Genomic DNA, 21,110 nt, shown 5'->3' with positions numbered 1-21,110 from the left:
ACGCCGCGAGTTTTCGATAACAGCAGAGTCACTCGATCGCGAATTACCACGCGATCGATTGGCCATCGCGAAAAAATTGTCCGGTTGGCGCGGGTTCGTCGATCGACGCGGCCCAGACAATACCCGCCGCACCTTCGCTCACAGCGCGTCCGCCACGTCCGCCGAGACGTGTCGCCACCCAGCCGGGGCAGACCGCGTTGACCAGAATTCCGCTACCGATCAACTCGGCGGCGAAGGCGCGTGTGAGTGCATTCAACGCCGCTTTTGAGACGCGATACGCAGGACTTTCCGGCCCCTCGCACGCCATCGATCCGCAGCCGCTGGAGACGTTGACGATGCGGCCGTAACCATGCCGGCGCATTAGCGGCACGGCCATTTCACTGAGCCGCCACGCGCCCATCAGGTTGGTGTCGAGCACGTCGCGCGCGATGTCGATGTCCATCGTCGATGCACGACTGGCCGGATCGTAAAAACCGCCGGCGTTGTTGACGAGTACATCGAGGCGGCGGTATTCGCTATCGATTTTTGACTTCAGCGCATCGACCTGCGCTTGCGACGTGACATCGAGTTGCACCGCCAGAACTTCGGCGCCGCTGCGGCGCAATTCGCGCGCCGCTTTTTCGCCGGCCGCAAGATCGCGCGCACCGAGCAACACGGTCATGCCTTGCGAGCCGAGCTGTTTCGCGGTTTCGAAACCGATGCCGCGATTCGCGCCGCTGATCAGCGCCACGCGCTGGCGCAGCGGCATCAGGCTCGCGACGTATTCGTCGAGTAACGCGGCGGCAGAAGCTTCATTCGAGGCACGCGGAATCATTTTGCATCGGCCAGATTGCTGCACGCTTCAGTCGCGCACGCTTGCCAACCACCGCCAAGCGCCTTGTACAACGCTACCGCGCGAGTGTTGATCGCGGCCTCGGCAATCACCAGCTCATCCTCGGCGGCGAGCTGGGTGCGTTCGGCATCGAGCAACGGTAGAAAATCGGTCGCACCCTCCTGATAGCGGATGCGTGCGAGATCAGCGGCACGGCGACTTTGTTTTTCCTGCGCAATGAGTTTGCCGACGCGCTCGCGCTGCATGTTGAACGCGACCAATCCGTTGTCGACATCTTCGATGGCCTGCAACACGGTGCGCTGATAATTGGCTTGCGCCGCATCGGCGCGAGCCTCATTCGCCTGCACGTTCGAGCGCACTTTCTGCACGTTCAAACCCGACCAACTGATGCTCGGCGCGATCGACCACGCACGCGACGAGGCATCGCCGAAATCACCGGCCCGACCGGCGAGGAAGCCGATGAATCCGCCGAGCGAAATATGCGGAAAATAATCCGCGCGGGCCACGCCGATGCGCGCGGTCGCCGCCGCCAGTCGGCGCTCGGCGAAACGCACGTCAGGCCGACGCGCGAGAACGGCATCGGCGCCGCCGAGCGCAATCGTTGTATCGATCGCATGGGAACTTTGCGGTGACAAATCGATATCAAGTTCACCGGGCCGTTCGCCGAGCAACACCGCCAGACGAAACTCCTGCGCATGAGCCTGTATCTGCAAACTCGGCAGTTGCGCCTCGACCGCACTGAGACGCGCCGATGCACTTGCGACATCCTGCTCCGACCCGGTGCCGACTTCGGCCTGCGCGCGTGTCAGGCGCAAGGTGTTTTGTTGATTTTCGATATCGCGACGCGCTACATCCAGGCGTAATTGCGTGCCGCGCAGATCGAAATAATTGCGCGCGACTTCGGCGAACAAACTCACCTGCACATCCTGCAGCGATGCATCACTCGCGCCGAGATCGGCATCCGCCGCCTCGACCGAACGGCGCACGCCGCCGAAGACATCGAGTTCCCACGACGCATCGAAACCCGCCTGATAACTCGTGATCGTGGTGCGTTGTGTGGTGAAGCCGGGCTGCTGTTCGCGACTGCGGGTGTAACCGAGCTGGGTTTCGATATCGGGAAGCTGCGCCGATTTCGCGCCACCGAGCAGCGCACGCGATTCAGCCAGATGCGCCATCGCGATATGCAGGTCGGGGCTGTTTTTCGCAGCGCGCAGGATCAAGGCATCGAGTATCGGATCGTTGAATTGCTTCCACCATGCGGCCTGAAAATCGGCCGTGTTTTCCTGCGCTTTATCGACACCGAGCAAAGTGACGGGCGCGGACGATGGTGCCTGATAATTCGGCCCGACGCTGGCGCAACCGGCCAACACCAGAGCCACAAAAAGTGCGCTGAAACGGATCGACATTTTCATGAGTGCAGCTCCAGAGTCGGTGTAGCCGTGTGCGCTTTGCGTTCGGCGCGACGAGCGGCGTTGCGTGCGCTCCAGCCGCGAATCAGCACGTAGAACAGCGGCGTGAAAGCGAGGCCGAAAAAGGTCACGCCGAGCATGCCGGCGAATACCGCCACGCCCATCGCGTGGCGCATTTCGGCGCCCGCGCCTTGCGAAATTACCAGCGGTACCACGCCCATGATGAAAGCGAACGAGGTCATCAGAATCGGACGCAGTCGCAAGCGTGCGGCTTCAAGCACGGCTTGCACGCGATCCATGCCGTCGATCTCGGCTTCGCGCGCAAATTCGACGATCAGGATAGCGTTTTTACAGGCGAGTCCGACCAGCACGATCAAGCCGATCTGGGTGAAGATATTGTTGTCGCCACCGGACAACCACACGCCGGTGATCGCTGACAGCAACACCATCGGCACGATCAGGATTACCGCCAGCGGCAAGGTCAGACTTTCGTACAGCGATGCCAGCACGAGGAACACCAGCAGCACGCACAACGGGAATACCAGCATCGAGGTATTGCCGGAAATGATCTGCTGATAAGTGAGCTCGGTCCATTCGTAGGTCATGCCGTTCGGCAGGGTGGCGGCGACGAGTTTTTCGATCGCCGATTGCGCCTGGCCGGAGCTGTAACCCGGCGCCGGGCCGCCGTTGATTTCGGCGGTCGGATGGCCGTTGTAATGCATCACGCGATCCGGCCCGACGCTCTGCCGCACGGTGACGAACGAACCCAGCGGCACGATATCGCCATTCGCGTTGCGGGTTTTCAAACGCAGGATATCTTCGGGCTCGTGACGGAAACTCGGTTCGGCCGAAACGTTGACCTGATACGTGCGGCCGAAACGATTGAAGTCGTTGACGTACAGCGAGCCGAGATAGGCCTGCATGGTTTCGAATACATCGCCGAGATCGACCCCTTCGGCCTTGGCCTTTTCGCGATTCACGTCGGCGTCGATCTGCGGCACGCTGACCTGGAAACTCGAAAACAATCCGGCCAGTTCGGGAGTTTTTGCGCTGCCTTCGATGACCTGTCTCGTCTGTTTGAACAACTCCTCGAAACCGACGTCGGCGCGGTCCTCGATCTGCAGGCGGAACCCGCCGATTGTGCCGAGGCCGTTCACCGGCGGCGGCGGGAATACCGCGATGTAGGCATCCTGGATCGCGGCGTATTTCTGGTTCAGCGCACCGGCAATCGCGCCCGCCGAAAGCGCACTGTCGCGGCGCTCGTCGAACGGTTTCAATGTGGCGAAAACGATGCCCGAGTTGGTGCTGTTGGTGAAGCCGTTGATCGACAATCCCGGGAACGCCACCGCACTTTCCACGCCGGGTTGCTTGAGCGCGATATCGCTCATGCGGCGGATCACTGCTTCAGTGCGATCGAGCGAAGAGGCGTCCGGCAACTGTGCGAACGAGACCAGGTATTGCTTGTCCTGCGGCGGCACGAATCCGGTGGGCACGTGCGCGAAACCGAGCCACGCCATGCCGATCAATCCGGCATAAATCAGCAACGCCACCGAGCCCGAACGCAACACGCGTTTTACGCCGCCGACATAACTGTTGGAACTGCGCTCGAACAGGCGATTGAACGGACGGAAAATCCAGCCGAACGCAAAATCGATGCCGCGACTCAAGCGGTCTTTCGGTGCGTCATGACCTTTCAGCAGCAACGCGGCAAGCGCGGGGCTGAGGGTCAACGAATTGAACGCCGAGATCACCGTGGAGATTGCGATTGTCAACGCGAACTGGCGATAGAACTGGCCGGTCAAACCGCTGATGAACGCAGCCGGCACGAACACCGCGCACAACACCAGCGCGGTGGCGACGATCGGGCCGGTGACCTCGCGCATCGCCTGACGCGTGGCGTCTTTTGGCGACATGCCTTTTTCGATGTGACGCTCGACGTTTTCGACGACGACGATCGCGTCATCGACGACGATGCCGATCGCGAGTACAAGGCCGAACAGCGACAGCGCGTTCAGCGAAAATCCGACGACGTACATCACCGCGAACGTGCCGATCAAGGACACCGGCACCGCGACTAGTGGGATGATCGACGCGCGCCAGGTTTGCAGGAACAGAATCACCACGAGCACCACGAGCAGAATCGCTTCAAGCAAGGTATGCACGACCGCTTCAATCGAGCCGCGCACGAACACGGTCGGATCGTAGACGATGCTGTAATCCACGCCTTGCGGAAATTCCTTCTTCAGCTCGGCCATGGCCTGGCGCACTTCGTCGGAAATCTGGATCGCATTCGAACCTGGGCGTTGGAAGATCGGCACGGCCACGGCGGGTTGATTATTCAGCAGGCTGCGCAGCGCGTAGTTGTTCGAGCCGAGTTCGACGCGCGCGACATCGCGCAGATGCGTGACCGCGCCGTTCTTGTCGGTGCGCACGATGATGTTGAGAAAATCATCTTCGGTGATCAGGCGTCCGCGTGTATTGATGTTGAGCTGGAACGCCGCGCCGTTCGGCTCCGGCTGCGCGTTCAACGCACCGGCGGCGACTTCGATATTCTGCTCACGGATCGAACGCAAGACGTCACCGGTGGTGAGTTCGCGCAATGCGAGTTTTTCCGGATTCATCCACACCCGCATGCTGTATTCGCCGGCGCCGAAAATCTGCACATCACCGACGCCATCGAGGCGCGCGAGTTGATCCTTCACATGCAAGCGCGCGTAGTTCGACAGGTACAGCATGTCGTAGCGCTGGTCGGGCGAAATCAGATGTACGACCATGGTCAGGTCGGGCGAACTTTTCTGCGTGGTCACGCCGAGACGCTGCACTTCCTGAGGCAGTTTCGGCAGCGCCTGGGCGACGCGGTTTTGCACCTGCACTTGGGCGTTGTTGAGATCGGTGCCGAGCGCGAAAGTCACGGTCAAGGTCATCGCGCCATCGCTGGTCGCCTGCGATGCGGTGTAGAGCATGCCTTCGACGCCGTTGATCTGTTCCTCCAGCGGCGTGGCCACGGTTTCGGCGATCACCTTCGGATTGGCGCCCGGATAACTCGCGCGTACCACCACGGTCGGCGGCACGACTTCGGGATATTCACTGATCGGCAGGCGGAATACCGAGATGCTGCCCGCGAGCAGGATCAGCACGGAAAGCACACCGGCGAGGATCGGCCGGTCGACAAAATATTGAGCGATTTTCATGAGGGTTTCTTCTTGTTCACATCGCGCTTGCGCGCAGAATCGTGGCAACAGTTTTCTGTGGGGCAGCGTGGCTACCCCGGTTGATCGTGGTGAGACGACGCCTCGTCGAGGCGGTTGCAGTGCTTAGTTCTGCGCGTTGACTTTCGGCATGCTGGCTGACGCGATCTGCTTGTTGGCATCAAGCGTGCGCGTATCCATCGCGACCTTGACCGGCGTCACTTCGGCGCCCGGACGCACACGCTGCAAACCGTTCACGACGATGGTTTCGTTCGCGGCCAGGCCTTCGTTGACCACACGCAAACCGTCTAGCAGCGGGCCGGTCACGACGCGGCGATATTCGACTTTCTTGTCCTTGCCGATCACGTAGACGTATTTGTTGCCGAGGTCGGTGGCGACTGCGCGATCGTCGATCAGCACGCGCGCGATCTTGCTCGCACTGCGCAATTGGATGCGTACGAACAGGCCCGGCGTGTAACTTGCGTCCGCATTGGCGAACACCGCACGCAAACGAATCGTGCCCGAGCCGGTGCGCAGCTGGTTGTCGACAAAGTCGATGCGGCCAGCGTGCGGGAAACCGGTTTCATCGGCCAAGCCCATGCTGACGCTCGGGCTGTTTGCGCCGTCACGACGCGTGCGGTCGAGCTTCAAAAAACTCTGTTCATCGACATCGAAGTACGCATAGATCGGATCGACGCTAACGACGCTGGTCAACACATCGGCGCTGGTTACGAGATTGCCCGGCGTCACGAGCGCGCTGCCGATGCGACCGTCGATCGGTGCACGGATTTCGGTGAAGCTGCGATTCAATCGTGCGGCGTCGAGTGAAGCGGCAGTGGATGCCACCTGCGAACGTGCGCTCAATGAGGCGGTATCGAGACGATCCGCCTGTTCGCGCGATACCGCCTGCTGGTCGAGCAGACGTTTGCTGCGCGCGGCATTGGCTTGCGCCAGCGTGTATTCGGCGTTGGCCTGCGCCAGATTGGCGGTAAGGCGATCGACTTCAGCCTGGTACGGACGCGGATCGATGCGGAACAGCAACTGATCCTTCTTGACTGTCGTGCCTTCCTTGAAATTCAGCGAATCGACATAACCACTGACACGCGGATGCAGCTGAATCGTATCGACCGCTTGCAGCCGTCCGGTGAACTCGTCGGCGTCATCGACCGGGCGCACCAGCACCTCGGCCACGCTCACTTCCGTAGCCGCGGGTTTCTCCGTGGCGTGGATCGGCGCGGGCCTTACAGCGAGCCAAATTGCTGCAATTGCGATAACCGCGGCACTTGAGCTGATGAGTAATTTGTTCTTCATGGCAAATCCTTGGATAACTCCACCGGAGGCTCCCGGCGCAGGATTACCACTGTAGACCTTGCGCATGGAGCGATAAATAGGATTAGAATCACCTCACTTGTGATTCTGAGTCACCAATCAGCCGGAGTTTGCCGCTATGGAAGACTTTTCTGCGATCAGCGTTTTTGTCCGTGTGGTGGAAGCCAAGAGCTTTTCTGCCGCAGCGCAACAATTGGAAATGACACCGTCCGGCGTGAGTCGGGCGATCGCCCGGCTCGAAGAACAAATCGACGCCAAACTGTTTTTTCGCTCGACCCGCACCTTGCGCCTGACCGATGATGGCGCCGCGTTTTATGCACGTTGCCGCGACATCCTGGCCGATCTCAGCGAGGCCAAGGAAGCGCTCGGTTATTCGCGCACCAAGCCGAGCGGCGGTCTGCGCATCGCGGTGCCGACGGCGATCGGTCGCGGTGCGTTGATTCCGAACTTCGCCAAGTTCGAGGCGCAGTTTCCGGATATCCGCATTGACATGTCGATGCGCGATTTCCCGTTCGACCTCAACGAAGAAGGTTTCGATTGCGCGATCCGCATGGGCGCACTCGAGGACTCCGATCTGATTGCGCGCAAGATCGGCTATTTCAACAATGTGCTATGCGCCTCGCCGGATTATCTGCAGCAGTACGGCACGCCGGTCAGCATCGAGGATCTGAAGAAACATCGGTGCATCAACTTCGTCGATCCAGCCACGCGCCGGCCCTATCAATGGCAGTTCGATACGCCGAGCGGTCGCGTGGGTGTCGATATAGATGCGCACATGCTGATCAACGATGGTGAGTCGGTGATTCAAGCCGCGGTGGCCGGCCTCGGTATCGTGCAGGCGCCGCATTGTCTCGCCGCGATCCATCTCGCGCAGGGGCTGCTGCAGATCGTCATGACCGATACCATTTCGACCGGCTCGCCGCTGTGGGTGGTGTATCCGCAGAAGCGGCATCTTTCGGCGCGCGTGCAGGCGTTCCTTGAGTGGGTGACGGAGTTGTTCTCGCGCACCTGCGAGCCGATGTGTCGTCAGGCGGCGGAGCGCAGCCGCATCGAGCAGGCCGAGCAAGCTCAATTGGCAGCAGTCGCCTGAGGACGGGCTCTTCGACATGAGCACCATCGTCGCGCCACAAACCGTGGCGATCGGCGCTGCTACACACGCTTCATAATTCTTCATTTGCATTTCATGCGCTTCATTCGCGCGCATGGCCCACTGGTGATCCTCATTCACTGCGTGGAGAAGTTGCATGGTTTCCGTATTTCGTTCGTTGATCGTCATTGCCTTGGCCATGAGCTTCGCTCTGGCTCATGCCGGCAACTATCACCCGCCTGAAAAACTCGACGACGGCTGGGCGGTGGCCGATGCGACCGCACAGGGTTGGAATGTCGCAACGCTAACCAGCGTCGAAGCGAAGATCGCCGATGCCAGCTACAAGAACATCAGCAGTATCGTCATCGCTGATCATGGCAAGCTGGTGTATGAGGCCTACTTCAACGACGGCAATCGCGACCTGCTCAACGATGTCCGCTCGGCGACCAAAAGCGTTACCGCGCTGCTGGCGGGCGCAGCGATCGATCGTGGCCTGATCAGTGGCGTCGATGCCAAGGTGTATGCGTTTTTCGCGGATCGCCAGCCGTTTTTACATCCCGATCCGCGCAAGCAGAACTTCACGCTGGAAGATCTGTTGACGATGAGTTCGCTATGGGAGTGCAACGACGAGAACGAATTTTCCAGCGGCAACGAAGAGCGTATGTACGTGACCGAGAATTGGCTGCAGTTCGCGCTGGATCTGCCGATCAAGGGCTTTGCGCCGTGGATGAGCAAGCCGAAAGACAGTCCGTTCGGGCGCGCGTTTTCGTATTGCACGGCCGGTTCGTATGTTGCCGGCGCGATCGTGGAGCATGCGGTGCACAAGCCGCTCGCGACCTTTGCTGGCGAGGCGCTTGAACAACCGCTCGGCATCAACAAGGTGCAGTGGAATACCTCGCCGGAAGGCATCGGCATGGGCGGCGGCGGCACGCGTTATCGCTCGCGTGATCTGGCCAAGATCGGCCAGCTCGCCGTGGATGGCGGACGCTGGCACGACAAGCAGGTGATCTCGCAGAAATGGATCCAAGCCATGCTCACGCCACATGCGCGGGCGCGCGAGGATGCCGAATATGGTTATTTCTGGTGGCGTTTCCATTTTCCGATCAAGGGCGTCGACACCGCGGTGTGGGCGATGAGCGGCAACGGCGGCAACTACGTTTTTGTGTTGCCGCAAAAGCAACTGGTGGCGGTGGTCACGAGCAAAGCCTATAACCAGCGTTACGCGCATCCGCAATCGCAGGAAATTTTCCGCGACTACATCCTCAAGGCGTTGCCCTGATCTCCGGTGGACACCAACTGGCGGCCAATACGCGCTGACGTTCTGCATCGATATGGCGGCTGATGGTATCGATCACCGAAGCGAATCCTGGGCTGCCGGTCAGCGCATGAAACAGCGGCGAGGTCTGTAGATAGGCCTTGTCGCTGTAGCCCGCCACCACGGCTTTTTCGAGCGTCGCGAGCGCCGCACTCTGATCGCCCGCGGCAAGTTCGAGGAGCACCAATTCCAATTGATCGCTCGGCCACGCTTGTGCGGAATTTGTTGATGCGCGCACCTCGACAACACGCTGCGCCAGCCATGCGGCGGGTGGCGCTGGATCGGTATACAACGCGGCCAAGGTTGCCGGATAACTCGTTTGCGGACGCAAGCGCGCGGCTTGCTCGAATGCGCGCGCAGCGCTGGCTTGATCGCCGCGCACCAGCGCGAGTTCACCGTTGAGCAGATATAAATCGACGCGCTCGGTGTTGCGTGCGAGAGATTGATCGAGCACCGCCTGCGCCTCGGCAAACCGTCCTTGCAAAAACAAAAAACGCGGCCACGCGATGTTCGAAAATATATTGTCGGGATTGAGTTGATAGATGCGCTGATAATGCGCTTGAGCAACGGCCGCAAATCCGAGCAATTCAAATTCGCGCGCCAGCTGCACTTCGCGAAAACGCACTCGGGAAGAATCGCCATGCATATCCAGATTGGTCTGCAGCGCATCGGCTAGACGGCCTTTTTCCTGGTACAGATACGCCGCCGACGAACGGCTGGCATCGTCGCTGGAATCGAGCGCAAACGCGCGCTCGTAGGCGTGAACAGCGTCGTCGATACGACCCATACAATCGTGTGCATAGGCCAGATCGGCCCAGGCCTTGGCGTGGTTCGGTGAATTTTTCAGCACCTGTTCGGCCAGCTCCTGCGCACGCATGGCCCACTCGGCGTTCGCGTTGTACAGGCAAACCCGAGCGCTGTAAGCGCGGCTGAGACCGAGCTTGGCTGCGATGTTTTCCGGCGTGGCGGCCAGCGCTTGTTGGTACAACAGAATGGCGCGCTCGTTGTTTTCGCGCTGGCCGATGCTCGCGTAATACGCGGCGCGACTGACGATATCCGGCGCTGCTGCCGCGACAATTTCTGGCGGCGGCGTGCGCAGAAAAAACAGCAGCGCTACAACCACGACAAACAGCAATGCGACCATAATCGCAACCGGCTTGCGCCATGAACGCGGCTGGATCGGCAGCGTTTCCGGCGGCGCATCCACGGCCTGTGGTAACGCGCAAAGTTGATAACCACGCCCGCGCACCGAGCGTACATAACGCGGATTGCGCCCATCGTCGCCCAGCGCCTGCCGCAACAGCTTGATGCGTTGCGTGACGGTTTCTTCGTTGACCACCGCAGGCGCCCACACGGCCGTAATCAGGTCATCGAAACTGACGACGCGATCGCCCTGCGCGAGCAGATAAGCGAGCAATTGGAAACTGAGTCCGCCGATCTCCAGCGCCATACCATCGCGCTCTACTCGCTGCTGCGGGATGTCGATCAGCAGATCGAGCAGGCGAAAACGTGAAGTTGGCATATCGATCTCGGCAACCGATACTCAAACCAGCAGATCGGCGTACTCTTTATGCCGAGCGACAAATACAGCTGCATACGAACATGCCGGCACAATCTTCCAGCCTTCGCTGCGTGCGGTTTCAAACGCGGTGCGCATGAGTTCCGCGGCAATACCGCGACCGCCCACGGCTTCGGGCACGCCGGTGTGAGTGATAGTCATCACGCCATCGGCAAATGTGTAATCGAGCACGCAGTGCTGGCCGTCGACATCCACGCTGAAATTTTTCGCAGTGCGGTCGTGGTGGATATCCAGTGACATTATTCTCTCCGGTGTATGCGGTAACGTGACGAGCGCCATGCGCTGTATGAATTTTCGTTGCTCTTCAGCCCGTTATTATGACGCTGCGAGTTCGTTGTGCATCGTACGATGACCATTGGTGCGGCAATTCTCGAATCAATTACATGACGCAATTGAGCTGAGCGCCTAACCACCGCTCACGTGTGCGATCAATCGCCATTTGCGCCGACCGCAGCCAACGCGCGCGATATCGGAATGAGGTAATTGACGTTCAAGGAAGCGCCATCGGCATTAACGAGGCCGGAAACGCTCAAGGCCACCAGCTCACCGGTGTCATTAAAAACCGGGCCACCGGAATTGCCCGGATTCACTGCCGCATCGGTCTGGTAAAGGCGCGCACCGTTGACCTCTCGTACCGCAGACAAGATGCCTTGCGTCACGCTATGACTGAGTTTCAGATCGAGCGGCGTACCCACGACGTAGAGTGGATCGCCGGGCCGCGGTTCGCTGCGCGAGATGATGGCTGCAGGCCGCCCCTTTGGCTCAAATTGCAGCAGTGCTACATCCACGCGCGAGTCGCTGCGCACGACGCGCGCATCCACCATTTCGTCGTCGAGCATTACCTGAACCTGCGTGTTGGATCCCACCACGTGTGCGTTGGTAAGCGCATAGCCACTTGCATCAATCAATACGCCACTGCCGTGACCGCGCGCGGTGCGCACGGTCACGGCGCTGCGCAACAGCGATTCAGAGTTGCCGCGAAACGTACCGCCACCATCGCCGCGCACCACCACGAGCTTGACATCAACGGGGTTGAAAGCGCTTGCACGTTCGGGCGATGTCCCGGTCAAGATGTCGACAAATGCGTGATCACCAAGCAGGTTGTCGGTCGCGTTGCCGAGTGCTTTGAGGATTACGCCCTTGGTCATGCCGCCGGGATGCCACGCATCAAAGGCACCGACGCTGATGCCGCGGAACAATGGCTCGTCTGCCACATTGCGGCGCAAGGTCCAGCGAATTTTTATGTATGCGCGCGAACCCGGGCCGAGTGCATTGCCCATGCTGATCGAGTCGCATGTGTCCATCTTCATCGCCAGCAATTCGGCATCCAGATGCAGGGTTGCGAGAGCGGCGATATTTTCAGACTCGACACCGGCGAATGAATAACCGAAATTGCGAAATCTTTCCGCAACGGTTTGCTCCGCGACCTTGCCCTTGAGATCGACGATGCCATCTTCCCATTGCACGCCTGTGCTTTGCGCGCAGTTCTTGCCGCTGAAAGCCCGCCCGATATTGGTGTTGTTGCCGTTCGCCACATCCAGCCGCAAGGTAAAATTGTCCAGAGCGATGCTCGGGCCGCCGTTGCGTCTGGTATTGGCGATCGGCGGTTTGTTGGCGACTTTGACATCGGCAAAATCATTGCTCAGCGCAACCTGCTGTACATCGCCGCGCCCATCGCTGGCGCCGCCAGTCGGTGGTGGCGTATCGGAAAATTGCCAATTGCCCTGCGCATCTTTCCATTTGTAGGCACCTGCATGCGCGAGCGCAGCCGTGCATACCATGCTCGCGACAAACAGCAGTCGGCCATAGGTTTTCGATAAGCGCACCATGTTTTCATTCCGTGATTCAATGGCGGCGATAAGGCGCCGACGCGGCGGCTATGCTACATGCGCAAGAGTGAGCTTACAAAGATTTGTGGACATGCATTCGTTAGTCCATTCGACTCTGGCTTTGCAGTGAATCCGGCTGTGATCTTTTTGCGTTTTGCTGGTGTTACGAGCGGTATCGTCGATAAACCTGCGCCGAAATAAAATTTGGGGTGCGGCCAGTACTTGGTCTGGGTCGGATGTATCAGAATCGATTCAACCGCGCCGCTGCGGCGCACGGGCGAGCGCCCAGACATCCACGCGCGTCACGCCAGCGCGTCGCAGCGTGCGTGCACATTCGCGCATCGTCGCACCAGTGGTCATGACATCGTCAAGCAGCACGATATGCGCGGGGAGGCTGAAATCTGGCCTGACGACAAACGCATCTTTGACATTTCGCGAGCGCGTTTTTATGTCGAGCCCGGTCTGCGTATGCGTGGCCCGATGGCGGATCAGCAGATCGTGCGCGAGTGGCAAACCCAGCGTTGCCGCGAGCGGCTTGGCGAGTTCCAGCGCCTGGTTGTAACCGCGCTCGCGCAGCCTTGAGGTATGCAGCGGAATCGCGACCAGCAATTCTGGCAAAACCGGCGGCGTGTTTTTTGCCGCAGCAATCCACAACTCCTGCAACACGCGACCCGCGGCGAGATCGCGACCGAACTTGAACCGCGTCACGAGTTGATCCAGTGGGTAGGCATAACGATACGGCGCCCACGCCGCGGCGAATGGCGGTTCGTGCCTGAGGCATATTCCGCATAGCGGCTCGTTGCGTTGCAACGGCAACGCGCAGCGTTGGCAACACGGCAGATTGGGTTGCAGGTCGGCGGAACACGCGCGGCACAGATCACGGCGGGTATCTGATGGCGCGCGACAGAGCAGGCAAAACGCCGGCAGCAGCGCAAATTCAATACGCTGACGCCAGCCGTCAACCCATGTCGGCCATTTCAAGTTGACAGCTCCGTGCCGCAAATCCACACTCCTCGTACTTCCGCCGACACCCAACAGCTCATGTCTACTGCGACCATTCCGCGTTCGATCCACGCCGATTCCGTTCCAAACAATACGATTCGCCACGACTGGAATCGCGATGAAGTGGTCGCCTTGTTCGATCTGCCGTTCAACGATCTGATGTTCCGCGCCCACAACGTGCATCGCCAGCGCCACGATCCTAACAGCGTGCAGGTTTCCACGCTGCTGTCGATCAAGACCGGTGCGTGTCCCGAGGATTGCGCGTATTGCCCGCAAAGTGCGCGTTACGCGACCGGGCTAAAGGCCGAAAAACTCATGAGCGTGGATGCGGTGCTGGATAAAGCGCGCATCGCCAAGGCGAATGGCGCGAGCCGTTTTTGCATGGGCGCGGCATGGCGCAACCCGAAAGACAAGGATGTAGAGCAGGTCGCGCAGATGGTGCGCGGCGTGCGTGCGCTGGGTCTGGAAACTTGCGCCACACTCGGCATGCTCAGTGCCAGTCAGGCGAAAAACCTGAAGCAGGCCGGCCTGCATTATTACAACCACAATCTTGATACCGCGCCGGAATTCTACGGCGAGATCATCCACACGCGCGAATATCAGGATCGCCTCGACACGCTCGAAAACGTGCGCGAAGCCGGCATGAAAACCTGCTGCGGCGGCATCGTCGGCATGGGCGAATCGCGTGCCCAGCGCGCCGGACTTTTGCAAGCGTTGGCTAATCTCCCCGAGCATCCCGAATCGGTGCCGATCAACAATCTCGTGCAGGTTGCCGGCACGCCGCTGGCCGGCACAAAAAAACTCGATCCGCTCGAATTCGTGCGCACGATCGCGGTCGCGCGATTACTCATGCCAGCCTCGGTCGTGCGTCTTTCCGCCGGTCGCAGCGAGATGAGTGACGAGCAGCAGGCGCTGTGTTTTTTCGCCGGCGCCAACTCGATTTTCTACGGCGAAAAACTGCTGACCACAGGCAATCCCGACACCGAACACGATCAGCAATTGTTCGCGCGACTCGGCCTCACGCCGATGCAGGTCGACATCGAACCCGGCACCGTGCATGCGGAAATCTGCGAGCCGGCGGCAACGGCGGCGTAGCGGCGCAATGATATTTTGTGACCATCGCAATCTGTGATCGCTGACGGGCCTGCGGCAGTTACGAAACTACTCGATGATTCGACCTGACCTCTTCGATCGCCTCGCGCTAGCACACGCCGAGCGCGAACGCGCGCAGCTGTCGCGACGCTTGCGTAGCGTCGATCAAAACGATGGGTCGCATTTGCAAATCGCCGGTAAGCAGCTGCTCGCGTTTTGCAGCAACGATTACCTTGGCCTTGCCAATCATCCGCAGATCGTTGCAGCACTGAAAAACGCCGCCGATGCGAATGGTGTCGGCAGCACTGCCGCACATCTGATCTGCGGCCATAACCGCGAACACGCGGCGCTCGAAGAGGAACTTGCCGACTGGACTGGTCGCGAGCGTGCGCTGCTGTTTTCGACCGGCTACATGGCCAATCTCGGCGTGCTGCAAACTTTGCTGCACGCCGGCGATCTGTGCGTGCAGGACAAACTCAACCATGCCAGTTTGCTCGACGCCGTACGGCTCAGCGGCGCCGAGCTGAAACGTTATCCGCACAGCGATGTAGCTGCAGTGCAGCGTCAGCTCGAGTCGCGTCCGGACAAGCTCGCGTTGCTCGCCAGCGATGGAGTATTCAGCATGGACGGCGACATCGCTCCACTTGTACACCTTGCGACATTGTGTAAAAAGCAACAAACCAGCCTGATGATCGACGATGCGCATGGCGTCGGTATATTCGGCAAGCAGGGTGCGGGCAGCGTGGCCGCCGCCGGCCTGAGCCAGCACGATGTGCCGGTGCTGATGGCGACGCTCGGCAAGGCGGTTGGCACGTGCGGCGCATTCGTCGCCGGTAGCGCGGCGTTGATCGATGCGCTTACGCAATCGGCCCGCAGTTACATCTACACCACCGCGCTGCCGCCAGCGCTCGCTGCTGCCACGCGCACCGCGCTGCGCCTGGTTCGCGCCGATGAATGGCGACGTGAAAAATTGCATAAGCTGATCGAGCGCTTTCGTCGCGGCGCGCTGCAACTCGGCTTGCCTTTGCCGGATTCGACGAGCGCGATCCAACCCATTCTGCTCGGCGCGGCGGCGGAGTCACTCGCGCTGGCACAAGCGCTCGAAGCACGCGGTTTGCTCGTGACAGCGATCCGTCCGCCGACCGTGCGCGCCGCGACATCGCGCCTGCGCATCACCTTGTCGGCGGCGCACACCGAGGCCGATGTGGATCGCTTGCTCGATGCGCTCGATGCCTGTATCCCGTCCGCAATCCGCACGGCGCGCAGGAGCGCCATTCACCAATGAATATCGAAATCACGGGCACCGGCAGAGATCTCGTGCTGATCCACGGCTGGGCCATGCACAGCGGAATTTTCGCGCCGCTCACTGAAATTCTCGCGCAGAGGTTTCGCTTGCATCTGGTCGATCTGCCCGGGCACGGCGCGAGCCCCGAACGCGATGTTGCGTTGACCCTCGATGACTGCGTAAGCCGCATCGCAATTGCCACGCCGCCAGCGATCTGGATCGGCTGGTCGCTGGGCGGTCTGGTCGCGTTGCGCGCCGCGCTGGATGTTTCGCCGCAGGTGCGTGGTTTGGTGATGATCGCTTCGTCGCCGCGTTTTGTGATTGGCCCGGATTGGCCACATGCGGTGGCGCCGGAAGTTTTCGAGCAATTCGGTGCGGACTTGGGCCGCGATTATCGCGGCACGCTGGATCGATTCCTCGCGCTCGAAGTACACGGCAGCGATTGCGCGCGCGATGAATTGCGCGAGTTGCGCGAGCGTTTGTTCGAGCGCGGCGAGCCGGCGTTGCGCGTGCTGCAGGATGGTTTGAATCTGCTCGAACCCAGCGACATGCGCGCCGAGCTCGCGCAGCTCGATGTGCCGAGTTTGTGGCTGGCCGGCGCGCGCGATCGATTGATTCCGTGGCAGGCGATGCAGTGGGCGGCGCAACACAGTCGTAACGCGCGTTTCGAGAAAATCGCCGGTGGCGGCCACGCGCCGTTCATTGGTCATGCCGATGTTGTCGCGCACGCCATTAGCGCTTTCGCAGATTCGTTGCCGGCATGAATCGTCTTTTCGATCACGCGCAAATCCGCCGCCACTTTTCGCGCGCCGCGAGCAACTACGATGAGCACGCCGCGTTGCAGCGCGAAGTCGAATCGCGTTTGCTTGAGCGCATGGAATTCCTCAAGCCAGCGCCACTGCGTGTGCTCGATATCGGCTGCGGTCCCGGTCATGCCACGGGGCAATTGCGCCGGCAATTTCCGAAGGCACTCATCATCGCACTGGATCTCGCGCTGCCGATGTTGCAGCAGATGCGGCGCAATACCGGTGGCTGGCAAAATCTGTTGCAGAAACCCGTTGCGGCGATCTGCGCCGACACCAATGCGCTGCCGTTGGCCGAGGCCAGCATCGATGTATTGTTCTCGAGTTTGTGCCTGCAATGGTGCGAAGATTTGCCGGGCGTTTTCAACGAATTTCGTCGTGTGCTCAAGCCCGACGGTTTCATGGCGATTTCCACGCTTGGGCCGGATACGCTGCATGAACTTCGCGATGCGTGGGCGAGTGTCGACGCCACAGCGCACGTCAGTCGTTTCGCCGACATGATGCGCATCGGCGATGCGTTGATGGCCGCAGGTTTTCGCGATCCGGTGCTGGATGCCGAGCGCTTCAATCTCACCTACGCCGATGTGCCGGCGCTGATGCGCGATCTCAAAGGCATTGGCGCGAGCAACGCCGATGTATCGCGCAGCCGCGCGTTGACCGGCAAACAACGTCTGCAAAAAATGTTCGCCGCGTACGAAACACATCGCCGCGATGGTGTCTTGCCAGCGACTTACGAAGTGGTCTATGCCCATGCGTGGGGGCCGCCACCGGGACAACCGCGACGCGATGGCGATGGCGAGATCGCGAGTTTTTCCGTTGATAAATTGCGTGGCAGTCGGCGCAGCGCGCGATGAAATCCGCAGCGCCGCATAACGCGTCGAATGCGGTGCTGATCGGCCTCGCATCCGCGCTGTTTTTCACGATGACCTACGTATTGAATCGCAGCATGGTGCTCGGCGGCGGGCACTGGGCGTGGACCGCGGCGTTGCGTTATCTGCTCACCTTGCCGTTGCTCGCGCTCGTGCTGCCGCTGCAAGGCGGGCTCGGTCAATTGCCGCGAGAATTACGCCGGCATCCGCGCATCTGGTTGCTGTGGGGCGGCATCGGTTTCGGCCTGTTCTGTATTTGCCTCACCTACGCCGCATCGAGCGGGCCGGCGTGGTTGATCGCCGGATCGTTCCAGACCACGGTGATCGCCGGCCTGCTGTTGTCGCCGCTGATCTATCGCGATACGCGCCGCCGCATTCCGCTGCCCGCACTCGCGATGGCGTTATTGGTGCTGTTCGGTGTGCTGCTGATGCAGCTCGGACATTTCCACGGCAAGCTCGATGCGAGTGCGTGGTTCGCGCTGCTGTGCGTGCTGATCGCGGCGTTTCTCTATCCGCTCGGCAATCGCATGATCCTGCTGCATCTCGAAAGCAGCGGCACGCCGTTGAATGCGACGCAGCGTGTGTTCGGCATGACCTTGGCAAGCCAGCCGGTGTGGTTGCTGCTCACTATTTATGCGTATCACGAAGCCGGTTGGCCGAGCCCGGCGCAAGTGCTGCAAGCCGGCGGCGTGGCGCTGTTTTCAGGCGTGATCGCGACCGTGCTTTTTTTCAAGGCTACGGCGATGGTGCGCGAAAACCCGACCTCGCTCGCCGCGGTCGAAGCAATGCAAGCCGCGGAAATTATTTTCTCGACCTTGATCGGCGTTTTCTGGCTCAACGAAGATTGGCCGAGCGGCATCGCCGCTTTTGGCATCGTGGTCGTGATCGTCGGCATCATCTTGTTTAGCCGAATCAGTGCGCGTGCTGCGGCAAGCGATGCAGCCGCGATGCGTGTGTTGCGCAGCGATCGAATTGACTGAGTGTGTGATCCGATCTAGTTAGGCTAATGCTGCCACAAGGGAAGAAGCCAAAAGAAGAACGCCGCCATAAGAGCAAACGTAAGCCCTAAGAATGCGGTGAATAGTCCCTCATGAACTGCTGCCCGACCAACATAAGTCTTGCTGGGGCCGCGCCTGCCGTGGACTGTAATTTTTCGCCGATACGCGCCAATGATGCCGTGAGAAAATGTCGCTGCGGCGAAGACGCACATAGCCGCTTTGAAGGACAAATACAGCAATGCGAGCCCAGCGCCGACGACTGCAAGATTTAGAGTGTGCTTCAAAGTAGCGTTCACTGCAGCCTCAAGTTTGACTTAAAGCAGATCACGCCAAGTGGCGAAGCGGCTGGCGAGGATCGGCTTGAAGGAAGGATTACGCAGAACCAAGTGCAATGCCGCAGAATGCATTTCGATCAATCTTGCCAGTTTTTTCAACTGCACTTACATGGATTGCGCACGGGAAGGCCAAGGTGGCGATGGTTACAGTAAGTCCGTTGGCATCGCGAAGCTCTACGCCTCCAAAATATGTACAAGCAGCTACTGCGGTGGATGGCGCTCCGCCTGGCTGACCTCGGCATTGCATGATCGGATTCTGACCCAGCGCTCCCTCACAAGAAACGCCGGGGTCGAGCCAATCTTCCGTCTGCAGTAGAAGCACCTGAACAGGCCCGACTAATGAAAGTACCTGCATCTCTTCGAACTGAGCCGTTGTAGTGATAGAAGCGCCGACCGAAAAAACCTCAAACTTGTACTCAAGATAATCTCCCTGTGCGCGAATCTCGATTATCTGACCGGACTTGGTTTCGAGAACGCAACCAAAGACACCCTCCAATCCATTGGCTCGACCGATGACTCCGATATGCGATACGCCGGCGCGAAGCGCCGCGAGGGCGGCTCCAGTCTCGGTGGATATGGGCAACGAGTAGCTATTCATGTACACCCTAATATTTGAATCAACGCGCCGCGCGAGGCGGCGGGAATCGCGACAACAAGTAACCCGTGCAGCGTTATTTTAGCTATGCAAACCAACACCGCGCGCCATCAGCGTGGCGAGCAGCGGAATCAGCGCGAGCAGATGCAGTTCGATAAGTAGCATGCGGCGTACGAATCGCCAGTCGTTCGGCGCGACGCGATAGTCCGCATCGGCGGCTTGCGCGCGGCGCCAGCGGATGAACGCGAGCGTCGGCTGGATCGACAGGATTCCGATCAGCACGAACAATCCGATCTTGACGTGGAGCACCGGATTGTGCGCATAAAATGCCCAAGGTTTTATGCCGAGCAGCACACGACCGAGGCCGCTCGCGAGCACTGCGATTGCCGCATACAAATAATGCCGATCGGTGCGTACCAGCGCTTTGATATCGAGCGCTGGCGGCCCGCCGCGCAACAACGCCCATTCGCGCAGCAGCGTGAAAGCGAGGAAAAAAATGCTGAGGAAATGCAGGTAGGCGAGTACGGCATCAATGATCATGTTTATCCTTCACTCACCACGGCAGGTCGGACAAATCGACATTGCCGCCGGAAATAATCAGGCCGATGCGCTGGCCTTGAAAGCGTTCGCGGTTTTTTATCAATGCGGCCAGCACGGTGGCGCACGATGCTTCGACGACGATCTTCATCCGGTCCCAGATCAGCCGCATCGCGGCAATCGTTTCGCTATCGCTGACCAATAAAACATCCACGCCGTAAAGTTGCAGCAGGTGCAGATTGATCGCGCCGATGGTGCCGCGCAGGCCATCGCAAATCGTGTTCGGCACGATATCGGTCACGCGCTCGCCACGCTGCAGCGATGCAAAACCATCGGCTGCGCCTTCCGGCTCGGCGGCGAAAATTTGCATCGTCGGGAATTGCGATTTCGCCGCAATCGCCGAGCCGCCGATCAGTCCGCCGCCGCCGAGCGGTGCGATCAAGGCATCGAGTTCGGTGATCTCGTTCAGCAGTTCCAGCGTTGCCGTGCCTTGTCCGGCGATCACGTGCGGATCGGTATACGGATGCACCAGCGTGGCGCCGGTTTCATGGCGCACGCGTTCGGCAGCTTCCTCGCGTGCGGCAATCGTGGCGGCGCAGCGATGCAGGATCGCGCCGTAATTTTCGATCGCAGCGAGTTTGGATTTCACCGCGCCTTCGGGCACGATCACATGCGCCTTGATGCCGCGCGTGCTCGCCGCCAGTGCGAGCGCCGCGCCGTGATTACCGGACGAATGCGTGACCACGCCGCGTTGCGCGACCGCATCATCCAGCGCCCACACGGCGTTGCATGCACCGCGAAACTTGAATGCGCCGACGCGCTGAAAATTCTCACATTTGAAAAACAATTCGGCACCGACCAAGGCATCCACTCCGCGCGAACGCAACACCGGTGTGCGATGCGCGTACGGCGCAATGCGCGTGGCGGCGGTATGAATATCAGCGAGCGTGGGAACGATTAAAGGCGACATAAGCAGAGGGATTTTGGCGGAACGATAACCATACACGCCGCGCCCGCGCGCTGACC

Annotated in this window: 18 protein-coding genes; 7 read left to right on the top strand and 11 right to left on the bottom strand. The window is 60.0% G+C overall.

What is annotated here, in order from left to right; genetic code table 11:
• Window positions 1–43: 43 nt before the first annotated feature.
• The 4 genes from ELE36_RS19505 to ELE36_RS19490 form a co-directional block, all read right to left on the bottom strand.
• Window positions 44–814 carry an SDR family NAD(P)-dependent oxidoreductase gene (locus ELE36_RS19505; RefSeq protein ID WP_340642620.1) on the bottom strand — a complete coding sequence of 257 codons (771 nt, stop codon included), beginning with the start codon at window positions 812–814 and terminating at the stop codon, window positions 44–46.
• A complete protein-coding gene (locus ELE36_RS19500) occupies window positions 811–2,244 on the bottom strand; it encodes an efflux transporter outer membrane subunit (RefSeq protein WP_129836285.1) in 1,434 nt (477 codons plus the stop codon). Before ELE36_RS19500 ends, ELE36_RS19505 begins: the two co-directional genes overlap by 4 nt.
• The gene (locus ELE36_RS19495) at window positions 2,241–5,432 is read right to left on the bottom strand and encodes an efflux RND transporter permease subunit (RefSeq protein WP_129836283.1); all 3,192 of its coding nucleotides are present in this window, start codon (window positions 5,430–5,432) and stop codon (window positions 2,241–2,243) included. The genes ELE36_RS19500 and ELE36_RS19495 overlap by 4 nt, the downstream gene beginning before the upstream one ends.
• 123 nt (window positions 5,433–5,555) lie before the next feature.
• A complete protein-coding gene (locus ELE36_RS19490) occupies window positions 5,556–6,740 on the bottom strand; it encodes an efflux RND transporter periplasmic adaptor subunit (RefSeq protein WP_129836281.1) in 1,185 nt (394 codons plus the stop codon).
• 136 nt (window positions 6,741–6,876) lie between these two features.
• Here ELE36_RS19490 and ELE36_RS19485 point away from each other — a divergent pair, with 136 nt between their 5' ends.
• Entirely contained in the window at window positions 6,877–7,848 is a 972-nt protein-coding gene (locus tag ELE36_RS19485) for a LysR family transcriptional regulator (RefSeq protein WP_129836279.1), read from the top strand.
• 154 nt (window positions 7,849–8,002) lie between these two features.
• On the top strand, window positions 8,003–9,124 hold the full coding sequence (locus tag ELE36_RS19480; protein WP_129836277.1) for a serine hydrolase domain-containing protein: 1,122 nt from the start codon (window positions 8,003–8,005) through the stop codon (window positions 9,122–9,124).
• On the opposite strand, the gene ELE36_RS19475 is transcribed toward ELE36_RS19480, so the two are convergent.
• The 4 genes from ELE36_RS19475 to ELE36_RS19460 form a co-directional block, all read right to left on the bottom strand.
• On the bottom strand, window positions 9,108–10,682 hold the full coding sequence (locus tag ELE36_RS19475) for a winged helix-turn-helix transcriptional regulator (protein WP_129836275.1): 1,575 nt from the start codon (window positions 10,680–10,682) through the stop codon (window positions 9,108–9,110). The genes ELE36_RS19480 and ELE36_RS19475 overlap by 17 nt on opposite strands.
• Before the next feature lie 21 nt (window positions 10,683–10,703).
• Complete coding sequence (locus ELE36_RS19470; protein ID WP_129836273.1) at window positions 10,704–10,979, bottom strand: GNAT family N-acetyltransferase; 276 nt, start codon at window positions 10,977–10,979, stop codon at window positions 10,704–10,706.
• Window positions 10,980–11,167: 188 nt separating this feature from the next.
• The gene (locus tag ELE36_RS19465) at window positions 11,168–12,568 is read right to left on the bottom strand and encodes a trypsin-like peptidase domain-containing protein (RefSeq protein ID WP_129836271.1); all 1,401 of its coding nucleotides are present in this window, start codon (window positions 12,566–12,568) and stop codon (window positions 11,168–11,170) included.
• 252 nt (window positions 12,569–12,820) lie between these two features.
• On the bottom strand, window positions 12,821–13,549 hold the full coding sequence (locus tag ELE36_RS19460) for a ComFC family protein (protein ID WP_129836269.1): 729 nt from the start codon (window positions 13,547–13,549) through the stop codon (window positions 12,821–12,823).
• Window positions 13,550–13,609: 60 nt separating this feature from the next.
• Between ELE36_RS19460 and bioB the strand changes: the two genes are divergently transcribed.
• From bioB to ELE36_RS19435, 5 genes are all read left to right on the top strand, one after another.
• Entirely contained in the window at window positions 13,610–14,665 is a 1,056-nt protein-coding gene (gene bioB, locus ELE36_RS19455; RefSeq protein ID WP_129836267.1) for a biotin synthase BioB, read from the top strand.
• 73 nt (window positions 14,666–14,738) lie between these two features.
• Window positions 14,739–15,947: an 8-amino-7-oxononanoate synthase gene (gene bioF, locus ELE36_RS19450; RefSeq protein ID WP_129836265.1), complete on the top strand. Its 1,209-nt coding sequence runs from the start codon at window positions 14,739–14,741 to the stop codon at window positions 15,945–15,947.
• Window positions 15,944–16,711, top strand: a complete 768-nt coding sequence (gene bioH / locus ELE36_RS19445) for a pimeloyl-ACP methyl ester esterase BioH (RefSeq protein WP_129836263.1) — start codon at window positions 15,944–15,946, stop codon at window positions 16,709–16,711. The genes bioF and bioH overlap by 4 nt, the downstream gene beginning before the upstream one ends.
• Window positions 16,708–17,604: a malonyl-ACP O-methyltransferase BioC gene (gene bioC / locus ELE36_RS19440; protein ID WP_129836261.1), complete on the top strand. Its 897-nt coding sequence runs from the start codon at window positions 16,708–16,710 to the stop codon at window positions 17,602–17,604. The genes bioH and bioC overlap by 4 nt, the downstream gene beginning before the upstream one ends.
• Entirely contained in the window at window positions 17,601–18,599 is a 999-nt protein-coding gene (locus ELE36_RS19435) for a DMT family transporter (protein WP_129836259.1), read from the top strand. The genes bioC and ELE36_RS19435 overlap by 4 nt, the downstream gene beginning before the upstream one ends.
• Before the next feature lie 390 nt (window positions 18,600–18,989).
• Here the strand turns inward: ELE36_RS19435 and ELE36_RS19430 are convergent, their stop codons facing one another.
• The 3 genes from ELE36_RS19430 to ELE36_RS19420 all read right to left on the bottom strand — a co-directional run bounded on the left by ELE36_RS19430 (window position 18,990) and on the right by ELE36_RS19420 (window position 21,054).
• Entirely contained in the window at window positions 18,990–19,550 is a 561-nt protein-coding gene (locus ELE36_RS19430) for a hypothetical protein (RefSeq protein ID WP_129836257.1), read from the bottom strand.
• Between the two features lie 78 nt (window positions 19,551–19,628).
• On the bottom strand, window positions 19,629–20,087 hold the full coding sequence (locus tag ELE36_RS19425; protein WP_129836255.1) for a DUF2214 family protein: 459 nt from the start codon (window positions 20,085–20,087) through the stop codon (window positions 19,629–19,631).
• A 13-nt stretch (window positions 20,088–20,100) separates the two neighbouring features.
• A complete protein-coding gene (locus ELE36_RS19420; protein ID WP_129836253.1) occupies window positions 20,101–21,054 on the bottom strand; it encodes a pyridoxal-phosphate dependent enzyme in 954 nt (317 codons plus the stop codon).
• Window positions 21,055–21,110 lie beyond the last annotated feature (56 nt).

This window comes from Pseudolysobacter antarcticus (genome assembly GCF_004168365.1).
GTDB lineage: Bacteria > Pseudomonadota > Gammaproteobacteria > Xanthomonadales > Rhodanobacteraceae > Pseudolysobacter > Pseudolysobacter antarcticus.
The sequence above is the reverse complement of the archived record's forward strand: the minus strand, read 5'-3'. Positions and strand labels throughout refer to the sequence as shown.

Excerpts from the sequence above, each read along its gene's own strand:
- ELE36_RS19505 (WP_340642620.1), bottom strand. The coding sequence starts at position 814 with ATGATTCCGCGTGCCTCGAATGAAGCTTCTGCCGCCGCGTTACTCGAC.
- ELE36_RS19500 (WP_129836285.1), bottom strand. The coding sequence starts at position 2,244 with ATGAAAATGTCGATCCGTTTCAGCGCACTTTTTGTGGCTCTGGTGTTG.
- ELE36_RS19495 (WP_129836283.1), bottom strand. The coding sequence starts at position 5,432 with ATGAAAATCGCTCAATATTTTGTCGACCGGCCGATCCTCGCCGGTGTG.
- ELE36_RS19490 (WP_129836281.1), bottom strand. The coding sequence starts at position 6,740 with ATGAAGAACAAATTACTCATCAGCTCAAGTGCCGCGGTTATCGCAATT.
- ELE36_RS19485 (WP_129836279.1), top strand. The coding sequence starts at position 6,877 with ATGGAAGACTTTTCTGCGATCAGCGTTTTTGTCCGTGTGGTGGAAGCC.
- ELE36_RS19480 (WP_129836277.1), top strand. The coding sequence starts at position 8,003 with ATGGTTTCCGTATTTCGTTCGTTGATCGTCATTGCCTTGGCCATGAGC.
- ELE36_RS19475 (WP_129836275.1), bottom strand. The coding sequence starts at position 10,682 with ATGCCAACTTCACGTTTTCGCCTGCTCGATCTGCTGATCGACATCCCG.
- ELE36_RS19470 (WP_129836273.1), bottom strand. The coding sequence starts at position 10,979 with ATGTCACTGGATATCCACCACGACCGCACTGCGAAAAATTTCAGCGTG.
- ELE36_RS19465 (WP_129836271.1), bottom strand. The coding sequence starts at position 12,568 with ATGGTGCGCTTATCGAAAACCTATGGCCGACTGCTGTTTGTCGCGAGC.
- bioB (WP_129836267.1), top strand. The coding sequence starts at position 13,610 with ATGTCTACTGCGACCATTCCGCGTTCGATCCACGCCGATTCCGTTCCA.
- bioF (WP_129836265.1), top strand. The coding sequence starts at position 14,739 with ATGATTCGACCTGACCTCTTCGATCGCCTCGCGCTAGCACACGCCGAG.
- bioH (WP_129836263.1), top strand. The coding sequence starts at position 15,944 with ATGAATATCGAAATCACGGGCACCGGCAGAGATCTCGTGCTGATCCAC.
- bioC (WP_129836261.1), top strand. The coding sequence starts at position 16,708 with ATGAATCGTCTTTTCGATCACGCGCAAATCCGCCGCCACTTTTCGCGC.
- ELE36_RS19435 (WP_129836259.1), top strand. The coding sequence starts at position 17,601 with ATGAAATCCGCAGCGCCGCATAACGCGTCGAATGCGGTGCTGATCGGC.
- ELE36_RS19430 (WP_129836257.1), bottom strand. The coding sequence starts at position 19,550 with ATGAATAGCTACTCGTTGCCCATATCCACCGAGACTGGAGCCGCCCTC.
- ELE36_RS19425 (WP_129836255.1), bottom strand. The coding sequence starts at position 20,087 with ATGATCATTGATGCCGTACTCGCCTACCTGCATTTCCTCAGCATTTTT.
- ELE36_RS19420 (WP_129836253.1), bottom strand. The coding sequence starts at position 21,054 with ATGTCGCCTTTAATCGTTCCCACGCTCGCTGATATTCATACCGCCGCC.